We start from the raw sequence: 22,520 nt of genomic DNA on the forward strand, positions 1-22,520 counted from the left end.
AGCAAGTATTTAAGTGTCATGACAATCGAGATCATTCGCGAGCATATCAAAAACATGTAATCTGCCTTTTAAGAGGCAGATTTTATTTTGCAAAGGCTTGCACTTTATTAAATTTTCAAAAAGTTGTAATAATTTCATGCACTACCGGGCATAATGACTGTTATAATAGTGATAAGGATGGTGAACACGACATGAGAAAACCAAGAAAACGCTCTTTTGAGGAACTAGTAGCTGAAAACAAACTTCAGTTATTACGTGATCAAGAGGCTTTAGATAAAATTGAAGCAAGGCTTGAGGAAAAAAGACTAGGTAAGGCGGAATAAGGGAAGGATTTCCTTACATGTTTCTCTTTAAAAAAGCTGATACTTTTTAAAGAGGAGGGATAATGATGGGAAATCAGAAAAAACATCCGGAGCCATATGCTCCAAGTCACCTCGGAACTCAACCACGTGGGTTCAGTGGCAATAATGGTAAAAAAATGAATGATACATCTGGCAAACATGCACAAGTAATCCAAACTAAAGGCGAATAAAACTAATGACAAACCCGTCGACTAGACGGGTTTTATTTTTTGTTAATACGAACAAAGAAACACCATTCGTTTCCTCTTTTATTTCTGATTTAAAAAGGCAAACCTATCTTTGTAACGCACTTTATATGAATGAAGGAGGAATTAACCATGGTCAAAAACAAGCCAAATCCTGATGACAGAAGCGATAATGTCGAAAACATTCAATCGATTATTGTTCACACAATAGAGAATATGCAAGAAGCTGAAGCTGCTATGGAACATAGCAATTCCAAAGATGTGGCTGAAATTGAAGCAAAGAACGAAAGACGAAGAGAAGCACTTGATGCACTACGTTCTGAAGTGAAGGAAGAAGCACAAGCTAGACAAAATGGGTATACTGAATAAGTAAGCAAAGAGGCTGTATACGCAGCCTCTTTCTTCATGCCTCGAGATAAATATGGTAATATAGAAAAAAATAAAGATAAAAAAGAAGTGATATTATGGAACAACAACTAGAACTACATACCCTGACACCTGAAGTAATTGACTTATGGGAAACAGAACTACGCGAAACCGGATATATAGAAGACGAGACAAAGATCATTCATGCCATTCATTCGCTTCATGAACAGAACGATGCCCATTTACTTTCCAAATTACTCTCCATCGCGTCCCTTTCTAGAACAGCCAAACATGGGAAAGAGGATCATCTTAGCTTTTTATGGATGAGTAAAGCACATGAGCTCAATCCAACTAACCAAAGAGCAAGCGAATTTCTGGCACAATTTGAGTGGAAGAAGAAAAAATCGATCCTCGATTCTCTGAAGTTTCCAATCATGCGTGAGACAGATAATCGAGCTGCTAAAAAGAAGGTTGCTGAAGACATTATCGCTATTTGCCAACGTTTCTTATCAACAAGTGATGAACATATCGACGAGTTGGAATCGGGGTATCAACTAGCATATCGGAACCAAACTGGAGAACTAGTCAGTATTTACCGAAGCCTGATTGATACGCTTGTTGAAGTACAAGAGGTCATTGGGTCGATGTTAAAAGCAGCAGAAGAATACGATGAATCCATATCTGGTGTGTTTCATACAGCCGTTCACTTCCAAGACTTAAAGGGATCTCTCGAGGAACTCGATCGCTTAAAGCAAACATGGGACCAATTATTTGGTGAAGAGGAGACGGTACAGCAAACACAACACTCCCTAGATACCCTTCAAGAAATGATTGGGATGAATAAGGTAAAAGAACGGGTTACACAGTTATATGAATTTTTAAAGTATCAAAAAGAAAGAAAAAAGCAGGGATACCAATCTAAAGATGAACAAAGTCTGCATATGATTATCACAGGAAATCCAGGTACAGGTAAAACAACCCTTGTTCGACTGCTAGCAAAGATTTACCATGAGCTAGGGATTCTTCCTCGAGAAGAGGTCATCGAGACTGATCGTACACGACTCGTAGGAGCGTTTGTTGGTCAAACGGAGGAGAATGTTCGCCAAGCCGTCGAGCAGGCCATTGGTGGTGTTCTGTTTATCGATGAGGCATATAGTTTGAAAAGGGAAGGACAGACCGGAAATGATTATGGACAGGTAGCTGTTGATACCTTGGTTTCCTTAATGACCGGAAAAGAATACGGTGGGAAATTCGCGGTTGTGCTTGCAGGTTATCCAGAGGAAATGAGGCAATTCTTGGATTCCAACACTGGGTTAAAAAGTAGATTTCCTCGTTCCAACCATATACACCTTGATAACTACTCGACTGAAGAACTTTTAATGATAGCTGAAAAGTTTGCACAAGATAACGATTATTTGCTCACACCTGATGCGAGGAAAGAGTTAGAGCACCGCATCGATATGGAAAGGGTCGATGACACGTTTGGAAATGCGAGAACCGTTCAAACACTCGTGCTCGATGCAATTTTTAGAAAAGGATCGAAGAAACAGTCCGAACGATCTGTTTTGGATTTCACAGTGCTTGATAGAGACGATTTTGCGACTAATACAGAACAGGACGAAAAGAAAGCAGAGGAGCTTTTAGAGTCACTCGTCGGATTAGACCATGTGAAAGATGAAGTGGAGAAACTCGTCTCGTTTGTAAAAATTCAAAAACTGAGATTACAAAGTGGCTTACCGATCCTGCCTATTCAATTACACTCTGTATTTACAGGAAATCCTGGAACCGGAAAGACAACGGTAGCAAAGGTTTTTTCCCGAGCATTGAAGGAGATTGGTTACTTAAAGCGGGGCCACTTAATTGTCACAAGTAGAGCAGACTTTGTAGCCGGTTATGTTGGACAAACAGCCGCCAAAACAAAAAAGAAAATACGCGAGGCGCTCGGAGGGGTATTATTTATTGACGAAGCGTATTCCTTACTGAGTAAATCACCAGGAGATTTTGGAAAGGAAGCGATTGATACTCTCGTTGATGAGATGACGAAGCATAACGAAAACTTAGTTGTCATTTTAGCTGGTTATCCAAATGAAATGAAACAGCTTCTCGAAAGCAATCCAGGCTTGCAATCTCGTTTTAAAAAGTTTTTTCATTTCCATGATTATAAGGTAGAGGAGCTTATCGAAATCATGGTTTCTTACGCAACAAGCTATCATTATATCCTTGAAGATGAAGCATTATCCTTCTTAAAAGAGGAGCTTGCTGGATTGCCTGTGAGCGGAAATGGGAGATTTGCAACAAATGTTATTGACGAAGCAATTCAAGTTCAAGCATTACGTATTTCTAAAGAGAAAGACTCCGATCTTTCACTTTTAAACAAAGACGATCTTAGAATTGCTTTGCACAAAGTAGGAAAAGGGGAATCATAATGCTAGTAGGAAAAAAAGAAATAGAGGTACGCTATGCAGAAACAGATCAAATGGGAGTTGTTTACCATGCAAATTACCTCGTTTGGATGGAGCTAGGTCGGACAAGTATCATTGAAGATCTTGGTTTTAAATATGCTGATATGGAGAAAGAAGGCGTTATTTCTCCTGTGATTGACATTCAAGCTTCCTATAAAAAACCAGTAAGATACGGGGAAAAGGCAATGGTCCATACATGGATTGAAGAGTACGATGGGTTCCGTGTAACTTATGGCTATGAAATTTTCACAGAGAGTGGAGATTTAGCTCTTAAGGGAATGTCCCAGCATGTATGCGTGATGCAAGAAACATTCCGCCCGATTTCCATTAGAAAGAAATTTCCCGTTTGGCACGAAGCATACGAAAAACACAAAAAGCAGCCGGTTGCAACCGAGTAAGAAGGAGAGAACCGATGGCTTTTGGCATTAAAAGAGAAGAATTACGAGCTTGGAAAAAGAAAATTGATCGTGGTGAAATTGCCTTTCTCACACATTACTGGTTGGACGATCGCTTTCCCGATTGCAATACGGTAACAAAGGTTGGCTGTCGTGATCTTGATCAGTTAGCCAAATGGGGAGAAACCTACAATCTAAAACGAGAGTGGATTCACCATAGAGAAAATGGCTATTCTCATTTTGACTTATTAGGAGAACATCAAAAAAGAGTGCTGCTACATGAAAAAGAAGCAGCAACGAAATTATTTAAAAAATAAAGCTGATCCGCTTTGGATCAGCTTTTTACTCGTATCGAAAGACTGGCTCATTTGCTTGTTCGTTAAAATCAACGAATAAATCCTTACCATCAAAATACCATAAGTCTTTTTCTTCAATATAGTAATGAATATCGTCCTTAACCACTTCAAAACCAATTTGATGCGGTGTTTCCGAAGATACTCCTAATGAAAAGCCTTGCTGCACAGTACTACAGCCACCATAGCGAGCAAAAAATCGAACGTAATCTCCCTTATTTAACAGCATCTCTTCTTTATACCAAGCCGCAGCATGATCATTTACAATTATATTCATAATGAAAAACTCCTTCCGTATATCGAGTATTATAATGCAAATTGGACGGAATTGCTAAAAACTAGCTCGACAAAAGCTAATGAGAAAGTGCTGGAAATCCCCCTGCTAAAATAAAAAGAAAGACAAGCACGGAGTGAACCACATATAGGGGTAACAAGCTCTTACACGTTGATACTAACCATGCATAACCAAGCCCTGTTAAACCGATGATTAACAAAGTGATGAGAGAATACCCTAAAGAGGTAAAAGGAAGGGTAAAAATGATAGCTGCACCTATCATACTGACCGATCTACTCGTCAATGTTTGTAACCTACTAAGAAAGATACCGAATGAGAGGTATATTTTTAACTGTGAGACAAGCAGAGAATAGAAAAGTACCCTTAACCACTCATTCAACCCATTTATTGTTCCAATTCCAAGAAGGAAAAATACCAGTACTAATAGAAAGAGGATATTCCTAGTTCTTGTCTTCTGTAGCTTTCTTTCCTTATCAAGTGATGGACTTTTAAAGGCAGACGTAATATATGTCCCAAAAAGAATAGGTATGAGCCATAAACATTCACTCAGTATAAATAGGAGACCCTGATGAAAAGAAAGCTCTGAAATAAAGCGGTCTGTATATCTCATGATCAGGAGTCCTAAAAAGAGCGAGAGTATCATCCAAACCCATATTCTCTGAATTTCGGATAAGAAAAACACGAGTAACAAATGAACAAAAATAAGAAACATGAAAATAGATGGAACGTGTACATGATACAAAACAAAAGTGATTAACGTTATAAAAACAAGCATGGTATGGTTTACTATCAAGATTCTACTACCTTTCAATCGTACTTTTCTTTATTTTAACAAATAATTTTTCTGTTCGGGTATGATACATTAGACGGTTGGAAAAGATGGATGGGGAAAAAAGAAAAGCAGTGTCCTATAAAAGACACTGCTTACTCATTTCAGATTATTGGTCATATGTGTCAGTATTTCATTGTACTTGCTTTCGGCGTTACTCATTCCAAAATTCCCAGCATCCTGTAAGGGGACCACCCGATAATTTTGAAGTCTTTGATTTGATACATAGGTTGGAAAGAAACCGGGCTCAGAAAGACGGATAGAAGTTCCATCAGTATTAATCTGCTTGGTTACACGTATAGAAGCCATACCGCCAATATCTTTATAATCTCTCATTTGCCCAGAAAGAAAATTCCCTAATGAGTAGACAACTAGAGCTTGTCTCCCGTCAGAAGCCTTCAGCCATTCCATCGGTTGGAGAACATGAGGATGATGACCAAAGATAATATCTACTCCTTCATCCACAAGAAATTGAGCAAGTTCTTCCTGTTCATCGGTAGGGAAACGTTGATATTCGTTGCCCCAGTGAATACTCATGATAGTAATATCAGCGGCTTCACGTGCGCGGTGGATTTCATTTTTCATTACTTCCTTATCAATTAAGTTGACTAAATAGTCCTTACCTTCAGGAATCGGCATCCCGTTCGTTCCATATGTGTACGATAGATAGGCCACCTTAATTCCGTTCTTTTCCATCATGGTTAACGTTTGCTGATCCTCAGCACTTGAGTATGTTCCAACACTAGGAATCCCAAGTTGATCTAAATTGGTTAGGGAAGTAAGAAGTCCTTTTTCACGTTTGTCTAATGAGTGATTATTAGCAGTGGAGACAATGTCTACACCTGCATCTTTTATAGCGCTTCCAATTTCAACAGGACTATTAAACATCGGATAGCTAGAAATACCCAACTCGACTCCACCAAGTATCGTTTCCTGATTCGCTAATAAAATATCTGGTTGAGATAGTGTTGCTGAAACTTGTTCAAACATGGGGTGAAAATCGTATCCACTGCCAGTTTGAGCATCCTCATACACCCAATCATGAATAAGAATATCTCCAATGGCACCAAGGGTAATGGTTTGTTCATAACTTTTCGCTTCAACCCCAAGCGCGCGAGGGGATACATTTTTTTCATTATGTACAACTGGACTTGCATTGGCACTTTCATACATGTTCATGAATAAAATCAGAGACGCGATGATTAAAGAACCTGAAAGAACCGCTCCTACCCACATATTGTTTTTCCGCTTTTTCTTTCTAACTCTCCTCATAACAACACCTACTACATACAGATTATTGGCAATCCATGTACTTTTTCGCTAAGATGGGAATCATAAAGTTTATCTTTTCTTCATTATGTCATAAATGCGTTACAATATGCGACAATTTTCTTGTTAGGGAGGAGCAAAAAATGTTTAAACTTACCCCATCAGCGTATCAAATTTTGCTATCTGCTGTTGAAAAAGAGAAGAAAACAGAAGAGGAAGTACTGTACGTTCGATTAACCATGGGAATTGGCTGAGGAGGTCCACAGTTAAAGCTTTCTCTGGAAGAGAAGCCATTACAGGAAGATCAAGTAATACCCTTTCATGACCTTAATATCGTTATTCATCATCGAGATATGGTCTATTTTGAAAACACCAAACTTGACTACCAAACCGATGTCCTTGGCAAAGGACGTTTTCAAGTAATTAAGTTATAAAAAAGAGGTGAGCCTCATGGTTTCACCTCTTACACCGCTTTCTTAATCAAATATTTAAGCTTTCCTACAACCTCTTTTGTCTTCGTTGATAAAGGAGGTTGATTGATTAATAGAATCAATTGAATAATCACAAAAATCAAAGGGGATTTTTTATAAGCCAAATACTTCGGTTCCCAACTTGAAGTAAATTTGCCTTTAAACTCTTGAAGACCCTTAAATTTATATAAGGCATTTCCATGTAAAAAGATATATCGTATCCATTTTTCACAAGTAATCGAGTATTTGCTTTGTCCAACATTGGCAAGCGGGGCCATGCCTAAGCTGCAGTATTGATATCCATGTTCTTTAACCCATTGAAAAATATGAATAAAAAGAACGTCCATTGTTCCATATGAAGAACTTGTTGTTTTTCTCATTAAATCAATCGTCACTGTATCTTTATAATCTGTAGCTAACGTAGCAAAAGCAACCACTCGACCTTCCGCATTCGTTAATAGAGCAACCGGATACGAAGAAACATATTCCTCACTAAAAGAGACAACCGAAAACCCTTTTTCCTTTTGTTCGCCTAACCATTCATCAGAAATAGCACGAAGCTCTGTAAGAAGGGTATGTGAATAGGGAGGAGTGATGACTCGAAAATGAAAGTTTTCTCTTGTAAATTTATTAAACTTTGTACGAAGCTTCGCCCCCTGTTTTCCTGCAAGAGAGAAGTTCTTTACATCCACAACGCCTTCCTCGCCAAGCTTCATAAACGAGAAGCCTGTTTCGTGATAATAGTGCATAAATCGAGCACTGATTTGATAAAAAACAGGTGTCAGACGGAGTTCATCACAGTATTCATGAAATTCTTTTATTGCATCAGCCATATAGACCTCATCACCGATGGGGTCTCCTAATACTACCAATTTATTAGCAATTTTTTTATAGGCAATTAACACCTTTTCTTCTACTGCCCAAAATAACTCTTTATCGCGCAACAAAATTAAGTGTGAAGCATGATTTCCTCCATTTTCTTCTAAGAAGGAAAGTACTCGCTCATCCTTACGCTCTGTTTTACTAAGAGAGAACATGTTATTCGTCATATCGTTCGTTCCTCCTGATAAAATTCACCTCCATAAAGATACCATATTCCACTTAATAAGCGCGATAAAATTTTTACCAAACCATAAAAAACTGGATTTAAATAAATAGGACTGTCATAATTGAGTAATACTTTATTTTCTAGGATCAAAATTTAATTAGAGACAGGATGAGAGAATGAAAAAAAATTTATATAACAGCGGAGAAGAAGTAAGCATAAAAGCGTCTGGTGAGTCTGTCGTCATCTCTAAATGTCAATATGTTAAAAACATGAAAAGATATTCCTATATTGTACAGGAATATCCAAATACCTTTTTCTTTGAAGATGAGTTAATCAAAGAAACATAACACAAATAAAAGAAAGGACCGATGAAAGCAGCTACGCATGCTCTCGTCGGTCCTTTCTTTTAATATGACAATTAGTCGACATCTGCTGGAGAAGGCAGGGCAATTTGAAAGGTGGTTCCCACGTTTTTTTGGCTTTCAACGGTGATTAGTCCATCATGCTTTTCAATAAGCTTTTTGCAAATCGATAATCCCAAGCCTGTACCATAAGATTTTTCGGTATAAAAGGGAGTAAACAGTTGCGCAAGGGTCGCTTGATCCATCCCGGAACCATTATCTTTTACCATCACATGTATTCTTTTTCCTTGAACATTGGTTTCTAAAGTAATTTTACGGACTCGGTTATCTTTGACCTCCATTAGAGATTCAACGGCATTTTTCACTAAATTTACGAGTACTTGTTTTAATTCATTACGACAAACCTCTACCTTAGGAAGATCGGGATCAAAATGAGTATAAAATTGAATTCTATTTACATTGGCTTCTCTTTCAAAAAGCAATTTCATTTCCTCCAATAACTTGTTCACACACACAAGTTTTTGCTGAGGAGAAATAGCTATATTTGAATTAGCATACGCTGTAAGTAACTCATCCGCACGGTTGATTTCACTTATGGCGAGATCCGCATATTGTTCTTTTTCTATCATCACCAAGTATGGTTTCAATAATTGTAGCAAGCCCTTTACGGTTGTTAATGGATTTTTCACTTCATGAACCATTTCAGCAACCGTTGTTTCACACTTTTTCATGTCGTCCGTCATTTCTCTTATCTCCCATCTAGCGTAATTTCTACTCCATCTATATGGGGAATTTCATCGTAATATGTATGTTTTACATTAAAAAAGTCAAAACTTGCAAAAATTTAGTCAAAAAAAAAGACCCTTTGTGGGGTCTTACATCCATTTAATCTTCGGTTCTGTTTTATTAATAATTCTCTTGATATTCGCTCGGTGACGATAAATAACAAATAAAGAAAGCAGAGAAACAACGATAATTAACAGTGGTTCCTTTGCAATTACTGCATAAATCACTGCTACAATGGATGCAATGATTGAAGAAAGTGATACGAACTTCGTTATGTATAAGCTAAGCAAGAATACAACGACCATCACAAGAAACATAACTGGAGCACATGCTAAAAGAACTCCACCTGACGTAGCCACCGCTTTTCCACCCTTAAACTTAGCAAACACAGGATACATATGCCCAACAACCGCAATCATCCCTGCAATTAAAGGATCAATTTGACCAGCCACTCCAAACATAACAGGAAGGGACGAGGCAAGTGTACCTTTTAGGATATCAGCAGCGGTTACAATAATCCCTGCTTTTTTCCCTAAAGTACGAAATGTATTGGTTCCACCTAAATTTCCACTTCCATGCTCACGGATATCAATTCCGTAAAAAGCTTTTCCAACAATTAACCCTGAGGGAATGGAACCAAGCAGGTAAGAAACAATAACTATTAATGCAATTTCCATCATACAAATACTCCTTCACACTTCATATACCGTCTTATTATTGTACCATGTATTGCTTAAAAAACCATGTACAATTGGTTTTTTCCATTATATTCTCGTAACTTTTTTGTTATTCAATCGTCATATTTAGAGGCTAAAATGAACGAATGTCGAAACCCTCTTTTCAAAAGAACATCTTTTCGGGTACGATGAAGGTAAGGGAGAGTGAAACATGGCACGTCTAGAAACATATAAGAAAAAACCGATTGTATCAAAAGGATGGATCATCACGGGTCTCATTGCATCTATTCTTGTGATTATCTCTAGTATTCTATTATTCTTTTATCCTTTTGCTTCAAGCGAAAAAACAAGCTACTTCACGGGAGAAAATCCTATTCTATTTCAAGGGAAACAACAAGGGAATGCCATTATAGAAGGCGAAAGTGTCTATGTATCGTTAGACTTTTTGAAGGAAAATATTGATGACAGCGTCGCGTTTGATGAAAAATCAAATTCAATCATCATTACTACCTCTAATAAAGTGGTACAAATGCCTACAGAGTCTTTAACCTATTTTATTAATGAGAAGCCGGTTGAGCTTCAATTTGCACCTTTAGTAGATGAACAAGGCCAGTTATATGTAGCACTTGACCCGGTCATTCAGTTTTATCCTGTAACCTACCGTGTACTAGAAAATTCAAATGCTATATGGATTGAAAAGGATGGAGATACTCTTCAAAATGCTATGATTACGAATGAGGATGTGCACGAGGAAAAACTTCGACTACGAACGGACGCTACCTTACGATCTCCTTATGTTGCAGACGTTTCAAACGGGGAAAAGATTTGGATTGAGGATGAAAAGGAAGAATTCTATTTTGTGAGAAAAATAGACGGAGTTGCTGGATATATATCTAAGGACTTAATTGAGACACAGGAAAAGGAAACCATCGTCGTAGAATATGAAAAAGAAGTTGTAAATGCTCCAACCTTTGAAGGACCCATCAACCTAACTTGGGAAGCAGTATATACGAAAAACCCAGATACCACTTTGATTCCTGAAATGAACGGAGTAAACGTTGTTTCTCCAACCTGGTTCGAACTAAAGGATGAAACTGGTAGCATCGGTAACCTTGCTTCTCTCGAGTATACGAAATGGGCAAAGGCCCAGGGCTATCAAGTATGGGGACTATTCTCCAACGCATTTGATCCCGACCTTACCCACGCAGCCTTTAAGGATTATGAGACAAGACAGAAGATGATTCGAGAGCTCCTACATTACAGTCAGTTATATGAGCTGAACGGAATCAATATTGATATTGAAAATGTAAGAGAAGAAGACGGACCGCTAGTAACACAATTTGTTCGAGAGGCAACGCCATACTTTCATGAAGCAGGCTTGATCGTTTCGATGGACATTACGTTTATGGCGGAAGGCAATTGGTCTGCTTTCTATGAACGTGATAAGCTCGCAGAAATTGTCGATTATCTTGCAATTATGGCCTATGACGAGCATTGGGGTTCCTCGCCAAAAGCAGGAAGCGTCGCAAGCCTTCCGTGGGTTGAGACAAACCTACAAAAGCTCTTGGAAATCGTTCCAAATGAAAAGCTGATCTTAGGAATTCCTCTTTACACAAGACTATGGGAAATCAAAGACAGCGGTGAAGTTTCCTCAAAATCCAAAAGCATGGCTCAAATCAAAGAATGGTTAACCACGAATAACTTAACTCCTATCTATGATGCAGCAAGCGGACAAAATTATGCCGAACTTTATGTTCCAGATCAGGCAACTACCTACAAGGTATGGCTTGAAGATGAACAGTCTCTTACCGCAAGAACTAATTTAGCAGTGAAGTATGATCTTGCCGGGGTGGCAAGCTGGTCCAGATATTTTGCCGATGAAACAGCATGGACCGCTCTGCAAACTTTTAACCAGCAAATAGTGAAAAAGTAATGCGTGGCTAGGAGTTTCTCCTAGCCTTTTATCATTGAATTGGCTATGATTAAAGAATGTAAGGGCATACTAAACAAAAATTAAGAGGAGTGAGTTTGATGCCAATCGAATATCCGAGCCGTGAAGAATTGGGGCAAATCTTAAAAAAGGCAAAGCGAATCGCTGTTGTTGGAATAAGCAATAATCCAGAGCGTACCTCTTACATGGTTTCTGAAGCTATGAAAAATGCTGGTTATGAAATAATTCCAGTAAACCCAACCGTAGATGAAGTGTTTGGTATTAAGGCCGTAGCCAAATTGACTGATATTGAAGGCCATGTAGACATTGTGAATGTGTTTAGACGATCTGAATTCCTCCCAGAGGTGGCAAGAGAGTTCGATCAAATCGATGCTGATGTATTTTGGGCACAGTTAGGATTAGAAAATGAAGAAGCGTACGAATTTTTAAAAAGCAAAGGCTACACTGTCGTTATGAATCGATGCATTAAAGTAGAACATGCTTTGACAAAATAATTTTTTCTCCTTCACTCTAGTCATTAGGATTAGGGTGTTTTTCTTTTTAACATAGGCTTTATAAACATTTCTATAATCGAAGAATATTCGTCTAAAATACTTTTCTTTTTGAAATATCCATTTGCCAAATCACAAGAAATATATACAATAAAGCATAGGTGTCTTAAAAAATGTGATAAAATACGAGATAGGAACATTTGTTCTTTATTATCGTTTCTTAATATTTAAAGGATAATTCACTTGTAAGAACGAATAGGTATAAGACGTTCAGGTCCATTACATAGATAGAGACATGTAGCTGGCACGGAAGGAAAGGGGTATTGTACGTGGCAAAAAATCAAGGAACGTTTGAATACAACGATGATGCCATTCAAGTACTAGAGGGGTTAGATGCGGTTCGAAAACGCCCAGGAATGTACATTGGTAGTACTGATTCACGAGGGCTTCACCATTTGGTGTATGAAATAGTAGATAACTCTGTCGATGAAGCATTAGCAGGTCATGGAGACCATATTATCGTAAAAATACACAAAGATAATTCCATTAGTGTGCAAGACAAAGGGCGTGGTATGCCAACTGGTATGCACAAAATGGGAAAACCCACTCCTGAGGTAATCTTAACCGTCCTTCATGCTGGGGGAAAATTCGGTCAAGGTGGTTATAAAACAAGTGGTGGGCTACACGGAGTAGGTGCATCGGTTGTAAATGCATTGAGCGAGTGGCTCGTGGTAAAAATTAAGCGAGACGGCTTTGTCTACGAGCAGCGTTTTGAAAACGGCGGAAAACCTGTGACTACTTTAGAGAAAGTAGGAAAAACGAATCAAACAGGAACGACGCTACACTTTAAGCCGGATGCGTCCATTTTTTCGACGACGACCTACAATTATGAAACATTGTGTGAACGCTTGAGAGAATCTGCCTTTCTTTTAAAAGGCATGAAAATAGAAATTATTGACGAACGTAATGACTTCCATGAGATGTTCCATTACGAAAATGGAATTGAAGCGTTTGTTCAATATTTGAACGAGGAAAAGGACGTCTTACATCCAGTCATCAGCTTCGAAGGGACGAGCGGTGGAATTGAAGTGGATTACGCGTTCCAATTTAACGATGGATATTCGGAAAATGTTCTTTCTTTCGTCAATAATGTTCGTACAAAAGACGGTGGAACACACGAAGCTGGTGCAAAAACAGCCATGACTCGTGTGTTTAATGAATATGCACGCAAAATCGGCCTGTTAAAAGAAAAGGATAAAAACCTTGACGGAGCGGATATTAGAGAAGGATTTGCAGCGATTATTTCCGTACGTGTTCCGGAAGAACTTCTTCAATTCGAAGGACAGACAAAAGGAAAGCTTGGAACGAGTGAAGCACGTTCTGCAGTAGACTCGGTTGTATCTGAGTATCTGTCTTACTTTTTAGAAGAAAACCCTGAGACCAGTACGTTATTAATACGTAAAGCGATTAAAGCCTATCAAGCTCGTGAAGCCGCTCGTAAAGCTAGAGAAGAAGCACGAAGCGGGAAGAAAAGGAAACGGTCTGAGGCTGTTTTATCAGGGAAGTTAACGCCTGCCCAGTCTAGAAATCCTCAGAAAAATGAACTTTATTTAGTAGAGGGTGACTCTGCTGGAGGATCTGCTAAACAGGGTCGTGACCGTCGTTTTCAAGCGATTCTTCCACTTAGAGGAAAAGTTATCAATACAGAAAAAGCAAAATTACAGGATATTTTTAAAAATGAAGAGATTAATACGATCATCCATGCTATCGGTGGTGGAATTGGAGCAGATTTTAATATTGACGATATCAACTACGATAAAGTTGTCATTATGACCGATGCCGATACCGACGGTGCTCATATCCAAGTTCTGCTCCTTACATTCTTTTACCGTTATATGAAACCACTTCTTGAAGCTGGAAGAATATTCATAGCCCTTCCACCGCTTTATAAAGTAAGTAAAGGAACAGGTAAGAAAGAAATTATTGAGTATGCATGGAGTGACGACGATTTACAATCAGCCATTAAAAAGGTTGGTAAGGGTTATATGATTCAACGTTACAAGGGACTAGGTGAGATGAACGCTGACCAACTTTGGGATACAACTATGAATCCTGAAACGAGAACATTAATTCGTGTGCGCATTGATGATGCTGCTCGAGCAGAACGTCGTGTGACAACATTAATGGGCGATAAGGTTGAGCCCCGCCGAAAGTGGATTGAAACACATGTAGCCTTCGGTTTAGAGGAAGACGGAAGTATTTTAGAAAATGAAAATATTTCTGTTGCTGAGGAGGTTACTGAATAGTGAGTTTGACGGAAAAATTTCGCGATTTACCACTTGAAGAGGTTATTGGTGATCGCTTCGGAAGATACAGTAAATATATCATTCAAGATCGTGCCTTACCTGACGCAAGGGACGGCCTAAAGCCAGTACAAAGACGTATTCTTTATGCGATGCATGTGGAAGGAAACACAAACGATAAAGGGTTCCGTAAATCGGCCAAAACAGTTGGTAACGTAATTGGTAACTATCATCCACACGGAGATTCCTCCGTGTACGATGCCATGGTGCGTATGAGCCAAGACTGGAAGCTACGTAATCTTCTAGTCGAAATGCACGGAAATAACGGTAGCATCGATGGTGACCCACCAGCTGCGATGCGTTATACGGAAGCACGTTTAAGCGCGATTTCGTCTGAGTTATTGCGTGATATTGACAAAAGAACCGTCGATTTCGTACCAAATTTTGATGATACAGCAAATGAACCGACCGTTCTTCCAGCGATGTTCCCTAACCTTCTCGTCAATGGTTCTACAGGTATTTCTGCCGGATATGCAACAGAAATCCCGCCTCATCATTTGAATGAGATCATCGATGGTGTCTTCATGAGGATGGATCAGCCGAACTGTACGGTCGATGATTTAATGACTGTGATTAAAGGACCTGACTTTCCGACTGGTGGAATCATTCAAGGGGTAGACGGAATAAAAAAGGCTTACGAAACGGGCAAAGGGAAAATCATTGTTCGCGGGAAGGCAGAAATTGAAACGGTTCGTGGCGGTAAGCAGCAAATCGTTATTACAGAAATTCCTTTTGAAGTGAACAAAGCAAACCTTGTGAAAAAGATGGATGAATTCCGCTTAGATCGTAAAATTGAAGGAATGTCAGAGGTTCGTGACGAAACGGACCGTACAGGACTTCGTATCGTGATTGAATTAAAAAAAGAAGCGGATGCTGAAGGTGTACTAAACTATTTATACAAGAACACAGACCTTCAAATTGCATACAACTTTAACATGGTTGCTATCCATCATCGCCGTCCGACGCTCATGGGACTTACACAGCTTCTGGATGCGTATATTGAGCACCAAAAGGAAGTAGTAACTCGACGTTCTCAATTTGATTTACAGAAGGCGAAAGACCGCCAACATATCGTGGCTGGATTAATGAAAGCATTATCCATCCTAGATGAAGTCATCCAAACGATTCGTGGATCAAAAGACAAGCGTGATGCAAAAGATAACTTGATTATGAAGTTTGGCTTTACCGAAGCACAATCCGAAGCAATCGTTTCTTTACAGCTATATCGCTTAACAAACACAGATATTACGGCTCTTCAAAACGAAGCAGATGAACTTTCTAAGAAAATCGATGAACTAACTGCTATTTTAGAAAGTGAGAGCAAGCTTCTTTCTGTTATTAAAAAAGAGTTAAAAGATGTTCGAAAGCGCTTTGCCGATCAACGTCGTACCATTATTGAAGCGGAAATTGAAGAAATTAAGATCAATCTTGAAGTTATGGTAGCAAGCGAAGATGTGATTGTCACTGTGACGAAGGAAGGCTATATTAAACGTACTAGCCCCAGGTCGTATGCTGCATCGAATGGTCAGGATTTTGGCATGAAGGATTCCGACCAATTACTCGCACAGCTTGATATGAACACAACCGATGTGGTTCTGTTATTTACGAATAAAGGGAATTACTTGTACTGTCCAGTGCATGAACTTCCTGATATTCGCTGGAAGGACCTCGGTCAACATATAGCAAATCTTGTTCCAATTGATCGTAACGAAACGATTATAAGGGTACTTCCTGTCAAAGATTTTGAGAAGGAAGCATTCTTGTTGTTCATTACGAAAAATGGAATGGTTAAGAAAACAGAACTGAAGGCGTATAAAGCTCAAAGATATTCGAAGCCACTCGTCGCGATTAATGTAAAGGATGACGACGAAGTACTTGATGTTCATGAAACGGATGGTACGAAGGAGTTGCTATTAACAACTCATTTAGGGTACGGGTTACGTTTTGCTGAAGATGAGGTAAGTATCGTTGGCGCTAGAGCTGCAGGTGTGAAGGGAATTAACCTAAAGGATGGCGATTATCTAACAGCTGGTAAAATTGTCGATGATCCCCGTTCACAAAGCATTGTAATTGTGACCCAGCGCGGAGCCATCAAGAAGATGAAGTTAGATGAATTTGAGATCACTTCACGTGCTAAGCGAGGAGTGGTCATGCTAAGAGAATTAAAGGCAAACCCTCACAGAGTGATCGGTGCAGTCATTGTGAGTGAAGAAGACCAAATCTTTGTTAGTACAGAAAAAGGTCATGTCGAGGAAGTACGTGCTTCTGATATAAGACATAATGACCGTTACTCGAACGGATCATTTATTATTGATGAAACCGATGCTGGCAAAGCAAAGACGGTGTGGTCGGTTGCTCAAAAAGAAGCAAACGAAGCTACAAATAACTAAAACTTTATATAAAACGTAAAAATATTTAAGCTCAGAGAAACTATCTCTGAGCTTGTATTTTTATTGATATTTTCACATTTTAAAAAACTGAAATATGTTTTGAACTTGAAAGCCAACTTCTTCATACAACTTGAGTGCATGTGTATTCTTAATTTCCACATCGAGAGATACCGACCGATAGCCTTCTTCAAAAAGCATGTTAACTGCTTCATGTAAAGCAGCTCGCCCTATTCCTTTCTTTTGATGTGAGGGACGAACCGCAAGCGCTGTAATAAAGGCATCATCTGAGCGAATAAGATTGATCGTTCCAACCGTTGCGCCGTTTACATGGATACCGTAAAGTGTCCTACTTGGCTGTGAGAGTGACAATTGAATAATAGCTTCCGCTTCTTCTACTTCATCACCAAAACTATCCATTAATACTTCACGATAGTCATTATGGCGACTAAAATGATACTCAACTAGCTCAATTGGAACAGCAGGTTTCTCACCACTTAATTGAGAAACCATTAATTGTGCTTCACACACCTCATTATTTGCTCCCAATTCTAATAAAGCATTTTTCTCAAGTGTTGCTCTTTCATCTATTACCGCAGTGATGCTAGTAGGAAAGAGTGATAGTAAGTCTTGGTGGATTACACTCATCAAGCCTCTTGCCGTTTGTTCATCACTAGCTGCAAAACCAATCTCATAATCTTTTGTTTTTAATATATCAACCACCGATCCAGCGGCTGTCATCTTATCCCCTTGATATAATATATATATAAAATCTGGAGAACCATCTTCCTCCTCTAGAACAGAAGAGAGATTCAACGGTACTTCTAAGTTAATGCCACGTACATTTTGTTGCTGTGACACCCAAAGTGATAACTGCTCATAAAGTTCAGTTGAAAAGGGGGGAGGAAATTTTTTTAGCATAGATCTCTTCCTTTCTAGGAATATTTCCTAATTTTAACAGAAGGACAGAAAGGTGAATAGGTAGGAGTGATTGAATATATATAGAATATGATTCAAGTAATGTTTCGGAGGAGGAGGAAACAGAATGAAAACGGCTTTAGTATTTGGGGGAACAAGGTTTTTCGGAGTAAATTTAGTTCAAGAGTTGCTTAACAAAGGTGTAAAAGTTACGGTTGCAACAAGACAAAACAGTGAGATTCCTTTTGGGAACAAGGTTGAAACGCTAAAGGTTGACCGATTTGATTTAGATTCTGTGAAGGAAGCTGTTAGTGGGAGAACTTGGGATGTTGTATTTGATCAGATTTGCTTTAACGCAAGAGATGCGAGAATTGCCATTCAAGCACTAACTAACAAGATTCATACATACATTTTCACTTCAACGATGTCAGTTTATGACTATGCTGAAAATCTGGTTGAAGTAGGTTTTGATCCATATTCTTATCCTATTTCTGACTCACCACCAGATCAAGTGACCTATCAGGAAGGAAAACGACAAGCTGAGGCGGTATTTTTCCAGGAAGCAACCTTTCCTGTCATTGCTGTTAGAATTCCAATTGTTCTCGGTGAGAATGATTATACGGAACGTTTACTTCTACATATTAACCGAGTAAAAGAAGGGGCCGTGATCGGATTTCCGAACTTACAAGCCAAAATGGGGTTCATTCATCAAAAGGAGGCCGGCAGTTTTCTTGCCTGGATAAGTGAGCAAAACTTCACTGGCCCCATCAACGCCTGTGCAAACAAGGAGATATCAATGGCAGAATTGATGGCATTGATAGAACAAGAGGTCGGGAAGAAGGCCATTCTCCCAAATACTTTTGACCCATCTGAACACTCACCATACGGTATTGAAAACAACTGGAATATGAGCAACTCTAAGGCAAGTGAACTTGGGTTTCGTTTTAGTAATCTAACTGATTGGTTACCGGGACTTATTAAACATTTAGCAAACTAATTTTTTGTTAAATTTGTTTTTTCTACATCTTTTTTCCACTTATGGGCAAAATAAAATACTGATATTTGCTCAGGGAGGAATTTTAAATGAAGAAAGAGCTATTGTTCGCTTTTGCTGCCTTCTTTTTCATGTCACTGTCCGCGATAACAGGCGTATATGCAGTTGAGGAAGCTAACATACTTGAAAGCGTCATAGTCAAAGAACAAATGGATGTTACCGGAGATGGAAAACTTGATACGATATATGTGAAGGGTGAGCCCTTTGAGGAAGGAGCGATCTTTTTACGTTCCATAACATTGGAAATCCTTTCTGCAACTGGAAAAAGCCATAAAATCAATCTCGAAGGTGGGTACGAACCACGAATAGACTTCAAAGACCTGAACAATGATGGCGTAAAAGACTTATTTCTAGCGGTTAACACGGGAGGAAGTGGAGGATTATCTAATCATTATTTATATACCGTAAAGGATGATCTGTTAACCGATATAACTGTACCTGAACCATTAGTAATTCAAACTTCTTTTCTAAACGGATATAAAGCCAATATGACTATAGAAAATACCAATGAGTCGTATCAGTTTGACTTAAGAAATAGAGCAAAAGATTACGAACGACTCGGATTATATCATAATGGCAAACTAAATGAACCTGCAGAACTCATGGTACTTCCGTTTGGAATGCTAAAACCCGTTAAAGTGACTAGGGACCAAATAGGCTTAAAAGGATCGCAACGAATAAGCGGTGCTTACAATGCTGATTCCATTGCAAATGTGGAGTCATCTTGGGTTTATGAAAACGGAAAATGGAAGCTGCTTGATACGAATGTTATGGAGTTACGTAAGAATACATCGAAGAAGAAAAAATAGGCTGTTGTCACATTTAACTTTCAATCACATAAAATACAGTAGTAAATACTACTTCATCATCCAGGGGAGTGAGGCTTACATGAGTAAGTTTGATCCGGCAATGCTAAATGTGACATACTTTCCACCAGCAACACCCTTTAAACCTGTAGATGAGAGAAAATATACCTTAACGCACTCAGACGTAACAGGTGAGCTATTTTTAACAATAGGATATTGCTACGATTTTGATGCGGTTAATAGCAAATTTCGAGATGAAGTGTTGGCAGAGTGGAAACCTGTCATGGGTCAATACACGTTATTAGGGAAAGTGTATATTACTAACGGAGAATTTGACGAAAATTATGCGATGATTCGCTTTCACATTTTCCAAAAAGAGCTACCATTAGCACTAACAGCAATGGTATATGGTGACCAAAAATTCTATCAAAATTATCCATGGTTATTAGACTCACCGATATATATTCAATTCGAGTCTTCCTACCCACAATATAACCAATACATGTACTTCGGCACTCCTAGATATTATTTAACAACCGCCCTTCAACAGCGAGTTGTTTAACCGTCAAACCTGACATTCCGTTAGGTTTTTTGTTTTGGGAAGGACTTTTTACTCGTTAATCGAATATATAAGGGAAGTTTATTGGTGGGTGGGATGAAAAATAACGTTAGTTTCAAACGGTTCCATTAGAAATTCAGTTAGAATCCAATTAACACAGAGAACGAACCGATCGTGTAGCAGCCATACAGATTTATTGAAGAGATAAGTTGCATATAATAATATTATGTAAACTAATTAATCATAATTAGATCTTGATAGATTCTAATTATGATCGCTAGTAATATGCTGAGAGTTATAGAACAATTAGCAAGCTCTAAATAAAGAAACTAAAGCAAAATATAATCCAGATAACCAACAGTTTGAATTAGCTGCAAGGCAGTTAAAAAATATTTCAATGGTCTTAGATAAAAATCTAAATTACGTCTCACTATTTTAAGTATACTTAGCTATTGAGACCTCTTCCGTCTCTCTTTAAAGAACTGTGTATAATAGATATTATGTAAACTAGAAACAAACTCAAACAGAACGATAACTACACCCTCTACTTGACGAGTGACACAAAAATACTTACAAAAGTGACACAAAGATACTGAAACTTATGTTACGTCCAGTATCTTTAGATTAATTTAGAGCATTTATTTTAATTATTTGCACTTGTAATCCATTTTATAATTAGATTGCGACATTAATTAAAAAAATGACACAAATTTACTTAATGTAAAATGACATAAAAATACTGAAACTATGACACAAAAATACTAATTATCTTGTGATATCGATGTAGACTGTAATTTTATTCTTTTGGCATATTGAATTTATTAATAGCTGTCTTAAGATCTTCATTTTTAATGTGAGTATAGATCATAGTTGTTTCTATAGAGGAATGACCTAATTGTCGTCTTAATTTAGGTACATCATTTATTTCAGCGTGATACCTGGTAGCAAAAGAATGTCTCAGTTTGTGTACTGATAGAGATGGTTTTCCAAATGCTTTAGCATATTTTTCAATCATTTTCTCAATGGCTCTGGCTGATAGCCTTCTGGTTGTTCCTTTAGGGCCCATAGGAGCTGCAACAAACAACGCCTTATTATCTTTAGCAACATTGTACTTACTTGCTCTAACGGTTAAATAGGCTTCTAAATCTAGTTGAGCCTGCTCACTGAAATATACGTACTGCTCTTTATTCCCCTTTCTAATCACTCTTACAGATGATTTAGAGAAATTAATGTCCTCAATGTTTAACCAAACTAGCTCCGTTAATCTTAACCCTGAACCCAAGAACAGTGAAACAATAGCTGTATTTCTCTCATTGTTTAACTCATGAAAACGAACGATATGTTTGTTAGAACTGTTTTGTTCACCGTACTCATGGGATACAAAGCTTCTAAAACGCTCGTATTCGTCTCCCATTAAGATTTTCCCTTCCATACGATTTGCTACCGTTTCAGGGTTCTCAGACACATCATTAAATTCGATTTTAGCCATGACATTTCTTTTAATATAAGGCTCTAATTGATCTGTTTCCGCTATATTCTGTAGGTAATTAAATAAGGACTTTAAAGAGGATAATTTTCGATTGATCGTGATTTCTCTATTGTTTAATTGAAACTTTAAAAAACTTAAAAAGTCTTCAACTTGCTGCACGGTTAGTGTCTCAAATAGTGATAAAGGAATTTCTTTCATGTATTCCTTATGAAACCCTTCAGAGATTAACCAACCAAAAAAGATCTTAAAGTCATGACAATAATTTAATAGTGTTCCAGGAGATAGTTTTCTTTTTTTCTTATCTATGTATTCTTCAACGTACCAAGGTAACTCTTTAAGTATGCAATCCAGTTTTTGATAATTTGCTTGCTGAGAATTATTTCTCAAATCCAAGCACCTCCCTCTATTTATAACTTTATATTACATCAAATTCATATTTTACGTAATAATATGATTCTCCCTGCTTATTTCTTTTGGCAAATTTCAATAACAGTTTGTTTTTTTGATAACCAATAACTGCTTCTATCTTTTCCTCTATCTTAAATTTAGCCATATAAAAATGCACCTCCAATTGTTAGCTGTGTGTCTAACAATTGGGTTGCAGTTCAATAATCGATACTGTTTTTTTGTATTGTTAAATATA

Annotated in this window: 23 protein-coding genes; 14 read left to right on the plus strand and 9 right to left on the minus strand. The window is 38.1% G+C overall.

Going from position 1 to position 22,520, the window contains the following annotated elements:
* The first annotated feature begins 191 nt into the window (after nucleotides 1-191).
* From ACGLXV_RS06115 to ACGLXV_RS06140, 6 genes are all read left to right on the plus strand, one after another.
* The gene (locus ACGLXV_RS06115; RefSeq protein ID WP_391557958.1) at nucleotides 192-323 is read left to right on the plus strand and encodes an FbpB family small basic protein; all 132 of its coding nucleotides are present in this window, start codon (nucleotides 192-194) and stop codon (nucleotides 321-323) included.
* A gap of 65 nt (nucleotides 324-388) precedes the next feature.
* Nucleotides 389-532 carry an acid-soluble spore protein N gene (locus tag ACGLXV_RS06120; protein ID WP_391557959.1) on the plus strand — a complete coding sequence of 48 codons (144 nt, stop codon included), beginning with the start codon at nucleotides 389-391 and terminating at the stop codon, nucleotides 530-532.
* Between the two features lie 147 nt (nucleotides 533-679).
* A complete protein-coding gene (gene tlp / locus ACGLXV_RS06125; protein ID WP_119708494.1) occupies nucleotides 680-916 on the plus strand; it encodes a small acid-soluble spore protein Tlp in 237 nt (78 codons plus the stop codon).
* A gap of 95 nt (nucleotides 917-1,011) precedes the next feature.
* Complete coding sequence (locus tag ACGLXV_RS06130) at nucleotides 1,012-3,339, plus strand: AAA family ATPase (RefSeq protein WP_391557939.1); 2,328 nt, start codon at nucleotides 1,012-1,014, stop codon at nucleotides 3,337-3,339.
* Complete coding sequence (locus ACGLXV_RS06135) at nucleotides 3,339-3,773, plus strand: YbgC/FadM family acyl-CoA thioesterase (RefSeq protein WP_391557940.1); 435 nt, start codon at nucleotides 3,339-3,341, stop codon at nucleotides 3,771-3,773. Before ACGLXV_RS06130 ends, ACGLXV_RS06135 begins: the two co-directional genes overlap by 1 nt.
* A 14-nt stretch (nucleotides 3,774-3,787) precedes the next feature.
* Nucleotides 3,788-4,087, plus strand: a complete 300-nt coding sequence (locus tag ACGLXV_RS06140) for a hypothetical protein (RefSeq protein WP_391557941.1) — start codon at nucleotides 3,788-3,790, stop codon at nucleotides 4,085-4,087.
* Nucleotides 4,088-4,112: 25 nt separating this feature from the next.
* Here ACGLXV_RS06140 and ACGLXV_RS06145 read toward each other — a convergent pair whose 3' ends face one another.
* The 4 genes from ACGLXV_RS06145 to ACGLXV_RS06160 form a co-directional block, all read right to left on the minus strand.
* The gene (locus ACGLXV_RS06145) at nucleotides 4,113-4,400 is read right to left on the minus strand and encodes a HesB/YadR/YfhF family protein (RefSeq protein ID WP_119708498.1); all 288 of its coding nucleotides are present in this window, start codon (nucleotides 4,398-4,400) and stop codon (nucleotides 4,113-4,115) included.
* Nucleotides 4,401-4,476: 76 nt separating this feature from the next.
* Nucleotides 4,477-5,028, minus strand: coding sequence for a hypothetical protein (locus ACGLXV_RS06150; protein WP_391557942.1), 552 nt, complete (start codon nucleotides 5,026-5,028; stop codon nucleotides 4,477-4,479).
* A gap of 318 nt (nucleotides 5,029-5,346) precedes the next feature.
* Entirely contained in the window at nucleotides 5,347-6,519 is a 1,173-nt protein-coding gene (locus ACGLXV_RS06155) for a CapA family protein (RefSeq protein WP_391557943.1), read from the minus strand.
* 460 nt (nucleotides 6,520-6,979) lie between these two features.
* The gene (locus ACGLXV_RS06160; RefSeq protein ID WP_391557944.1) at nucleotides 6,980-8,035 is read right to left on the minus strand and encodes a phosphatidylglycerol lysyltransferase domain-containing protein; all 1,056 of its coding nucleotides are present in this window, start codon (nucleotides 8,033-8,035) and stop codon (nucleotides 6,980-6,982) included.
* A 175-nt stretch (nucleotides 8,036-8,210) separates the two neighbouring features.
* On the opposite strand from ACGLXV_RS06160, the gene ACGLXV_RS06165 reads away from it, so the two are divergent.
* Nucleotides 8,211-8,381, plus strand: coding sequence for a hypothetical protein (locus ACGLXV_RS06165; RefSeq protein WP_162927768.1), 171 nt, complete (start codon nucleotides 8,211-8,213; stop codon nucleotides 8,379-8,381).
* A gap of 71 nt (nucleotides 8,382-8,452) precedes the next feature.
* On the opposite strand, the gene ACGLXV_RS06170 is transcribed toward ACGLXV_RS06165, so the two are convergent.
* Both ACGLXV_RS06170 and plsY read right to left on the minus strand, forming a co-directional pair.
* Complete coding sequence (locus ACGLXV_RS06170) at nucleotides 8,453-9,139, minus strand: two-component system sensor histidine kinase NtrB (RefSeq protein WP_391557945.1); 687 nt, start codon at nucleotides 9,137-9,139, stop codon at nucleotides 8,453-8,455.
* 132 nt (nucleotides 9,140-9,271) lie between these two features.
* Nucleotides 9,272-9,859, minus strand: coding sequence for a glycerol-3-phosphate 1-O-acyltransferase PlsY (plsY, locus tag ACGLXV_RS06175; RefSeq protein WP_391557960.1), 588 nt, complete (start codon nucleotides 9,857-9,859; stop codon nucleotides 9,272-9,274).
* Nucleotides 9,860-10,070: 211 nt separating this feature from the next.
* Here plsY and ACGLXV_RS06180 point away from each other — a divergent pair, with 211 nt between their 5' ends.
* The 4 genes from ACGLXV_RS06180 (at nucleotide 10,071) to parC (ending at nucleotide 17,054) form a co-directional block, all read left to right on the plus strand.
* Nucleotides 10,071-11,792: a glycosyl hydrolase family 18 protein gene (locus tag ACGLXV_RS06180; RefSeq protein ID WP_391557946.1), complete on the plus strand. Its 1,722-nt coding sequence runs from the start codon at nucleotides 10,071-10,073 to the stop codon at nucleotides 11,790-11,792.
* Nucleotides 11,793-11,890: 98 nt separating this feature from the next.
* Nucleotides 11,891-12,304: a CoA-binding protein gene (locus ACGLXV_RS06185; protein ID WP_119708504.1), complete on the plus strand. Its 414-nt coding sequence runs from the start codon at nucleotides 11,891-11,893 to the stop codon at nucleotides 12,302-12,304.
* Nucleotides 12,305-12,630: 326 nt separating this feature from the next.
* A complete protein-coding gene (gene parE, locus ACGLXV_RS06190; RefSeq protein WP_119708505.1) occupies nucleotides 12,631-14,607 on the plus strand; it encodes a DNA topoisomerase IV subunit B in 1,977 nt (658 codons plus the stop codon).
* On the plus strand, nucleotides 14,607-17,054 hold the full coding sequence (parC, locus tag ACGLXV_RS06195; RefSeq protein WP_391557947.1) for a DNA topoisomerase IV subunit A: 2,448 nt from the start codon (nucleotides 14,607-14,609) through the stop codon (nucleotides 17,052-17,054). Before parE ends, parC begins: the two co-directional genes overlap by 1 nt.
* Nucleotides 17,055-17,126: 72 nt before the next feature.
* On the opposite strand, the gene ACGLXV_RS06200 is transcribed toward parC, so the two are convergent.
* Complete coding sequence (locus ACGLXV_RS06200; RefSeq protein WP_391557948.1) at nucleotides 17,127-17,972, minus strand: GNAT family N-acetyltransferase; 846 nt, start codon at nucleotides 17,970-17,972, stop codon at nucleotides 17,127-17,129.
* Nucleotides 17,973-18,096: 124 nt separating this feature from the next.
* Here ACGLXV_RS06200 and ACGLXV_RS06205 point away from each other — a divergent pair, with 124 nt between their 5' ends.
* The 3 genes from ACGLXV_RS06205 to ACGLXV_RS06215 all read left to right on the plus strand — a co-directional run bounded on the left by ACGLXV_RS06205 (nucleotide 18,097) and on the right by ACGLXV_RS06215 (nucleotide 20,391).
* The gene (locus ACGLXV_RS06205; RefSeq protein WP_391557949.1) at nucleotides 18,097-18,966 is read left to right on the plus strand and encodes an NAD-dependent epimerase/dehydratase family protein; all 870 of its coding nucleotides are present in this window, start codon (nucleotides 18,097-18,099) and stop codon (nucleotides 18,964-18,966) included.
* Nucleotides 18,967-19,052: 86 nt separating this feature from the next.
* The gene (locus tag ACGLXV_RS06210) at nucleotides 19,053-19,832 is read left to right on the plus strand and encodes a hypothetical protein (protein WP_119708509.1); all 780 of its coding nucleotides are present in this window, start codon (nucleotides 19,053-19,055) and stop codon (nucleotides 19,830-19,832) included.
* Between the two features lie 79 nt (nucleotides 19,833-19,911).
* Nucleotides 19,912-20,391 carry a staygreen family protein gene (locus tag ACGLXV_RS06215; RefSeq protein WP_391557950.1) on the plus strand — a complete coding sequence of 160 codons (480 nt, stop codon included), beginning with the start codon at nucleotides 19,912-19,914 and terminating at the stop codon, nucleotides 20,389-20,391.
* 793 nt (nucleotides 20,392-21,184) lie between these two features.
* On the opposite strand, the gene xerS is transcribed toward ACGLXV_RS06215, so the two are convergent.
* Nucleotides 21,185-22,264: a tyrosine recombinase XerS gene (xerS, locus tag ACGLXV_RS06220; protein WP_391557951.1), complete on the minus strand. Its 1,080-nt coding sequence runs from the start codon at nucleotides 22,262-22,264 to the stop codon at nucleotides 21,185-21,187.
* 28 nt (nucleotides 22,265-22,292) lie between these two features.
* Nucleotides 22,293-22,430, minus strand: coding sequence for a hypothetical protein (locus tag ACGLXV_RS06225; protein WP_391557952.1), 138 nt, complete (start codon nucleotides 22,428-22,430; stop codon nucleotides 22,293-22,295).
* Nucleotides 22,431-22,520 lie beyond the last annotated feature (90 nt).

The organism is Robertmurraya sp. (genome assembly GCF_036676585.1).
Taxonomy (GTDB): Bacteria; Bacillota; Bacilli; order Bacillales; family Cytobacillaceae; genus Robertmurraya_A.

What these genes read in the sequence shown, in the direction of transcription:
- ACGLXV_RS06210 (WP_119708509.1), top strand. Translation starts at nt 19,053, where the DNA reads ATGAAGAAAGAGCTATTGTTCGCTTTTGCTGCCTTCTTTTTCATGTCA.
- tlp (WP_119708494.1), top strand. Translation starts at nt 680, where the DNA reads ATGGTCAAAAACAAGCCAAATCCTGATGACAGAAGCGATAATGTCGAA.
- ACGLXV_RS06225 (WP_391557952.1), bottom strand. Translation starts at nt 22,430, where the DNA reads ATGGCTAAATTTAAGATAGAGGAAAAGATAGAAGCAGTTATTGGTTAT.
- plsY (WP_391557960.1), bottom strand. Translation starts at nt 9,859, where the DNA reads ATGGAAATTGCATTAATAGTTATTGTTTCTTACCTGCTTGGTTCCATT.
- ACGLXV_RS06130 (WP_391557939.1), top strand. Translation starts at nt 1,012, where the DNA reads ATGGAACAACAACTAGAACTACATACCCTGACACCTGAAGTAATTGAC.
- ACGLXV_RS06135 (WP_391557940.1), top strand. Translation starts at nt 3,339, where the DNA reads ATGCTAGTAGGAAAAAAAGAAATAGAGGTACGCTATGCAGAAACAGAT.
- ACGLXV_RS06145 (WP_119708498.1), bottom strand. Translation starts at nt 4,400, where the DNA reads ATGAATATAATTGTAAATGATCATGCTGCGGCTTGGTATAAAGAAGAG.
- ACGLXV_RS06185 (WP_119708504.1), top strand. Translation starts at nt 11,891, where the DNA reads ATGCCAATCGAATATCCGAGCCGTGAAGAATTGGGGCAAATCTTAAAA.
- ACGLXV_RS06120 (WP_391557959.1), top strand. Translation starts at nt 389, where the DNA reads ATGGGAAATCAGAAAAAACATCCGGAGCCATATGCTCCAAGTCACCTC.
- ACGLXV_RS06150 (WP_391557942.1), bottom strand. Translation starts at nt 5,028, where the DNA reads ATGAGATATACAGACCGCTTTATTTCAGAGCTTTCTTTTCATCAGGGT.
- ACGLXV_RS06115 (WP_391557958.1), top strand. Translation starts at nt 192, where the DNA reads ATGAGAAAACCAAGAAAACGCTCTTTTGAGGAACTAGTAGCTGAAAAC.
- ACGLXV_RS06180 (WP_391557946.1), top strand. Translation starts at nt 10,071, where the DNA reads ATGGCACGTCTAGAAACATATAAGAAAAAACCGATTGTATCAAAAGGA.
- ACGLXV_RS06140 (WP_391557941.1), top strand. Translation starts at nt 3,788, where the DNA reads ATGGCTTTTGGCATTAAAAGAGAAGAATTACGAGCTTGGAAAAAGAAA.
- ACGLXV_RS06165 (WP_162927768.1), top strand. Translation starts at nt 8,211, where the DNA reads ATGAAAAAAAATTTATATAACAGCGGAGAAGAAGTAAGCATAAAAGCG.
- ACGLXV_RS06160 (WP_391557944.1), bottom strand. Translation starts at nt 8,035, where the DNA reads ATGACGAATAACATGTTCTCTCTTAGTAAAACAGAGCGTAAGGATGAG.
- ACGLXV_RS06155 (WP_391557943.1), bottom strand. Translation starts at nt 6,519, where the DNA reads ATGAGGAGAGTTAGAAAGAAAAAGCGGAAAAACAATATGTGGGTAGGA.
- ACGLXV_RS06200 (WP_391557948.1), bottom strand. Translation starts at nt 17,972, where the DNA reads ATGCTAAAAAAATTTCCTCCCCCCTTTTCAACTGAACTTTATGAGCAG.
- ACGLXV_RS06215 (WP_391557950.1), top strand. Translation starts at nt 19,912, where the DNA reads ATGAGTAAGTTTGATCCGGCAATGCTAAATGTGACATACTTTCCACCA.
- ACGLXV_RS06170 (WP_391557945.1), bottom strand. Translation starts at nt 9,139, where the DNA reads ATGACGGACGACATGAAAAAGTGTGAAACAACGGTTGCTGAAATGGTT.
- ACGLXV_RS06205 (WP_391557949.1), top strand. Translation starts at nt 18,097, where the DNA reads ATGAAAACGGCTTTAGTATTTGGGGGAACAAGGTTTTTCGGAGTAAAT.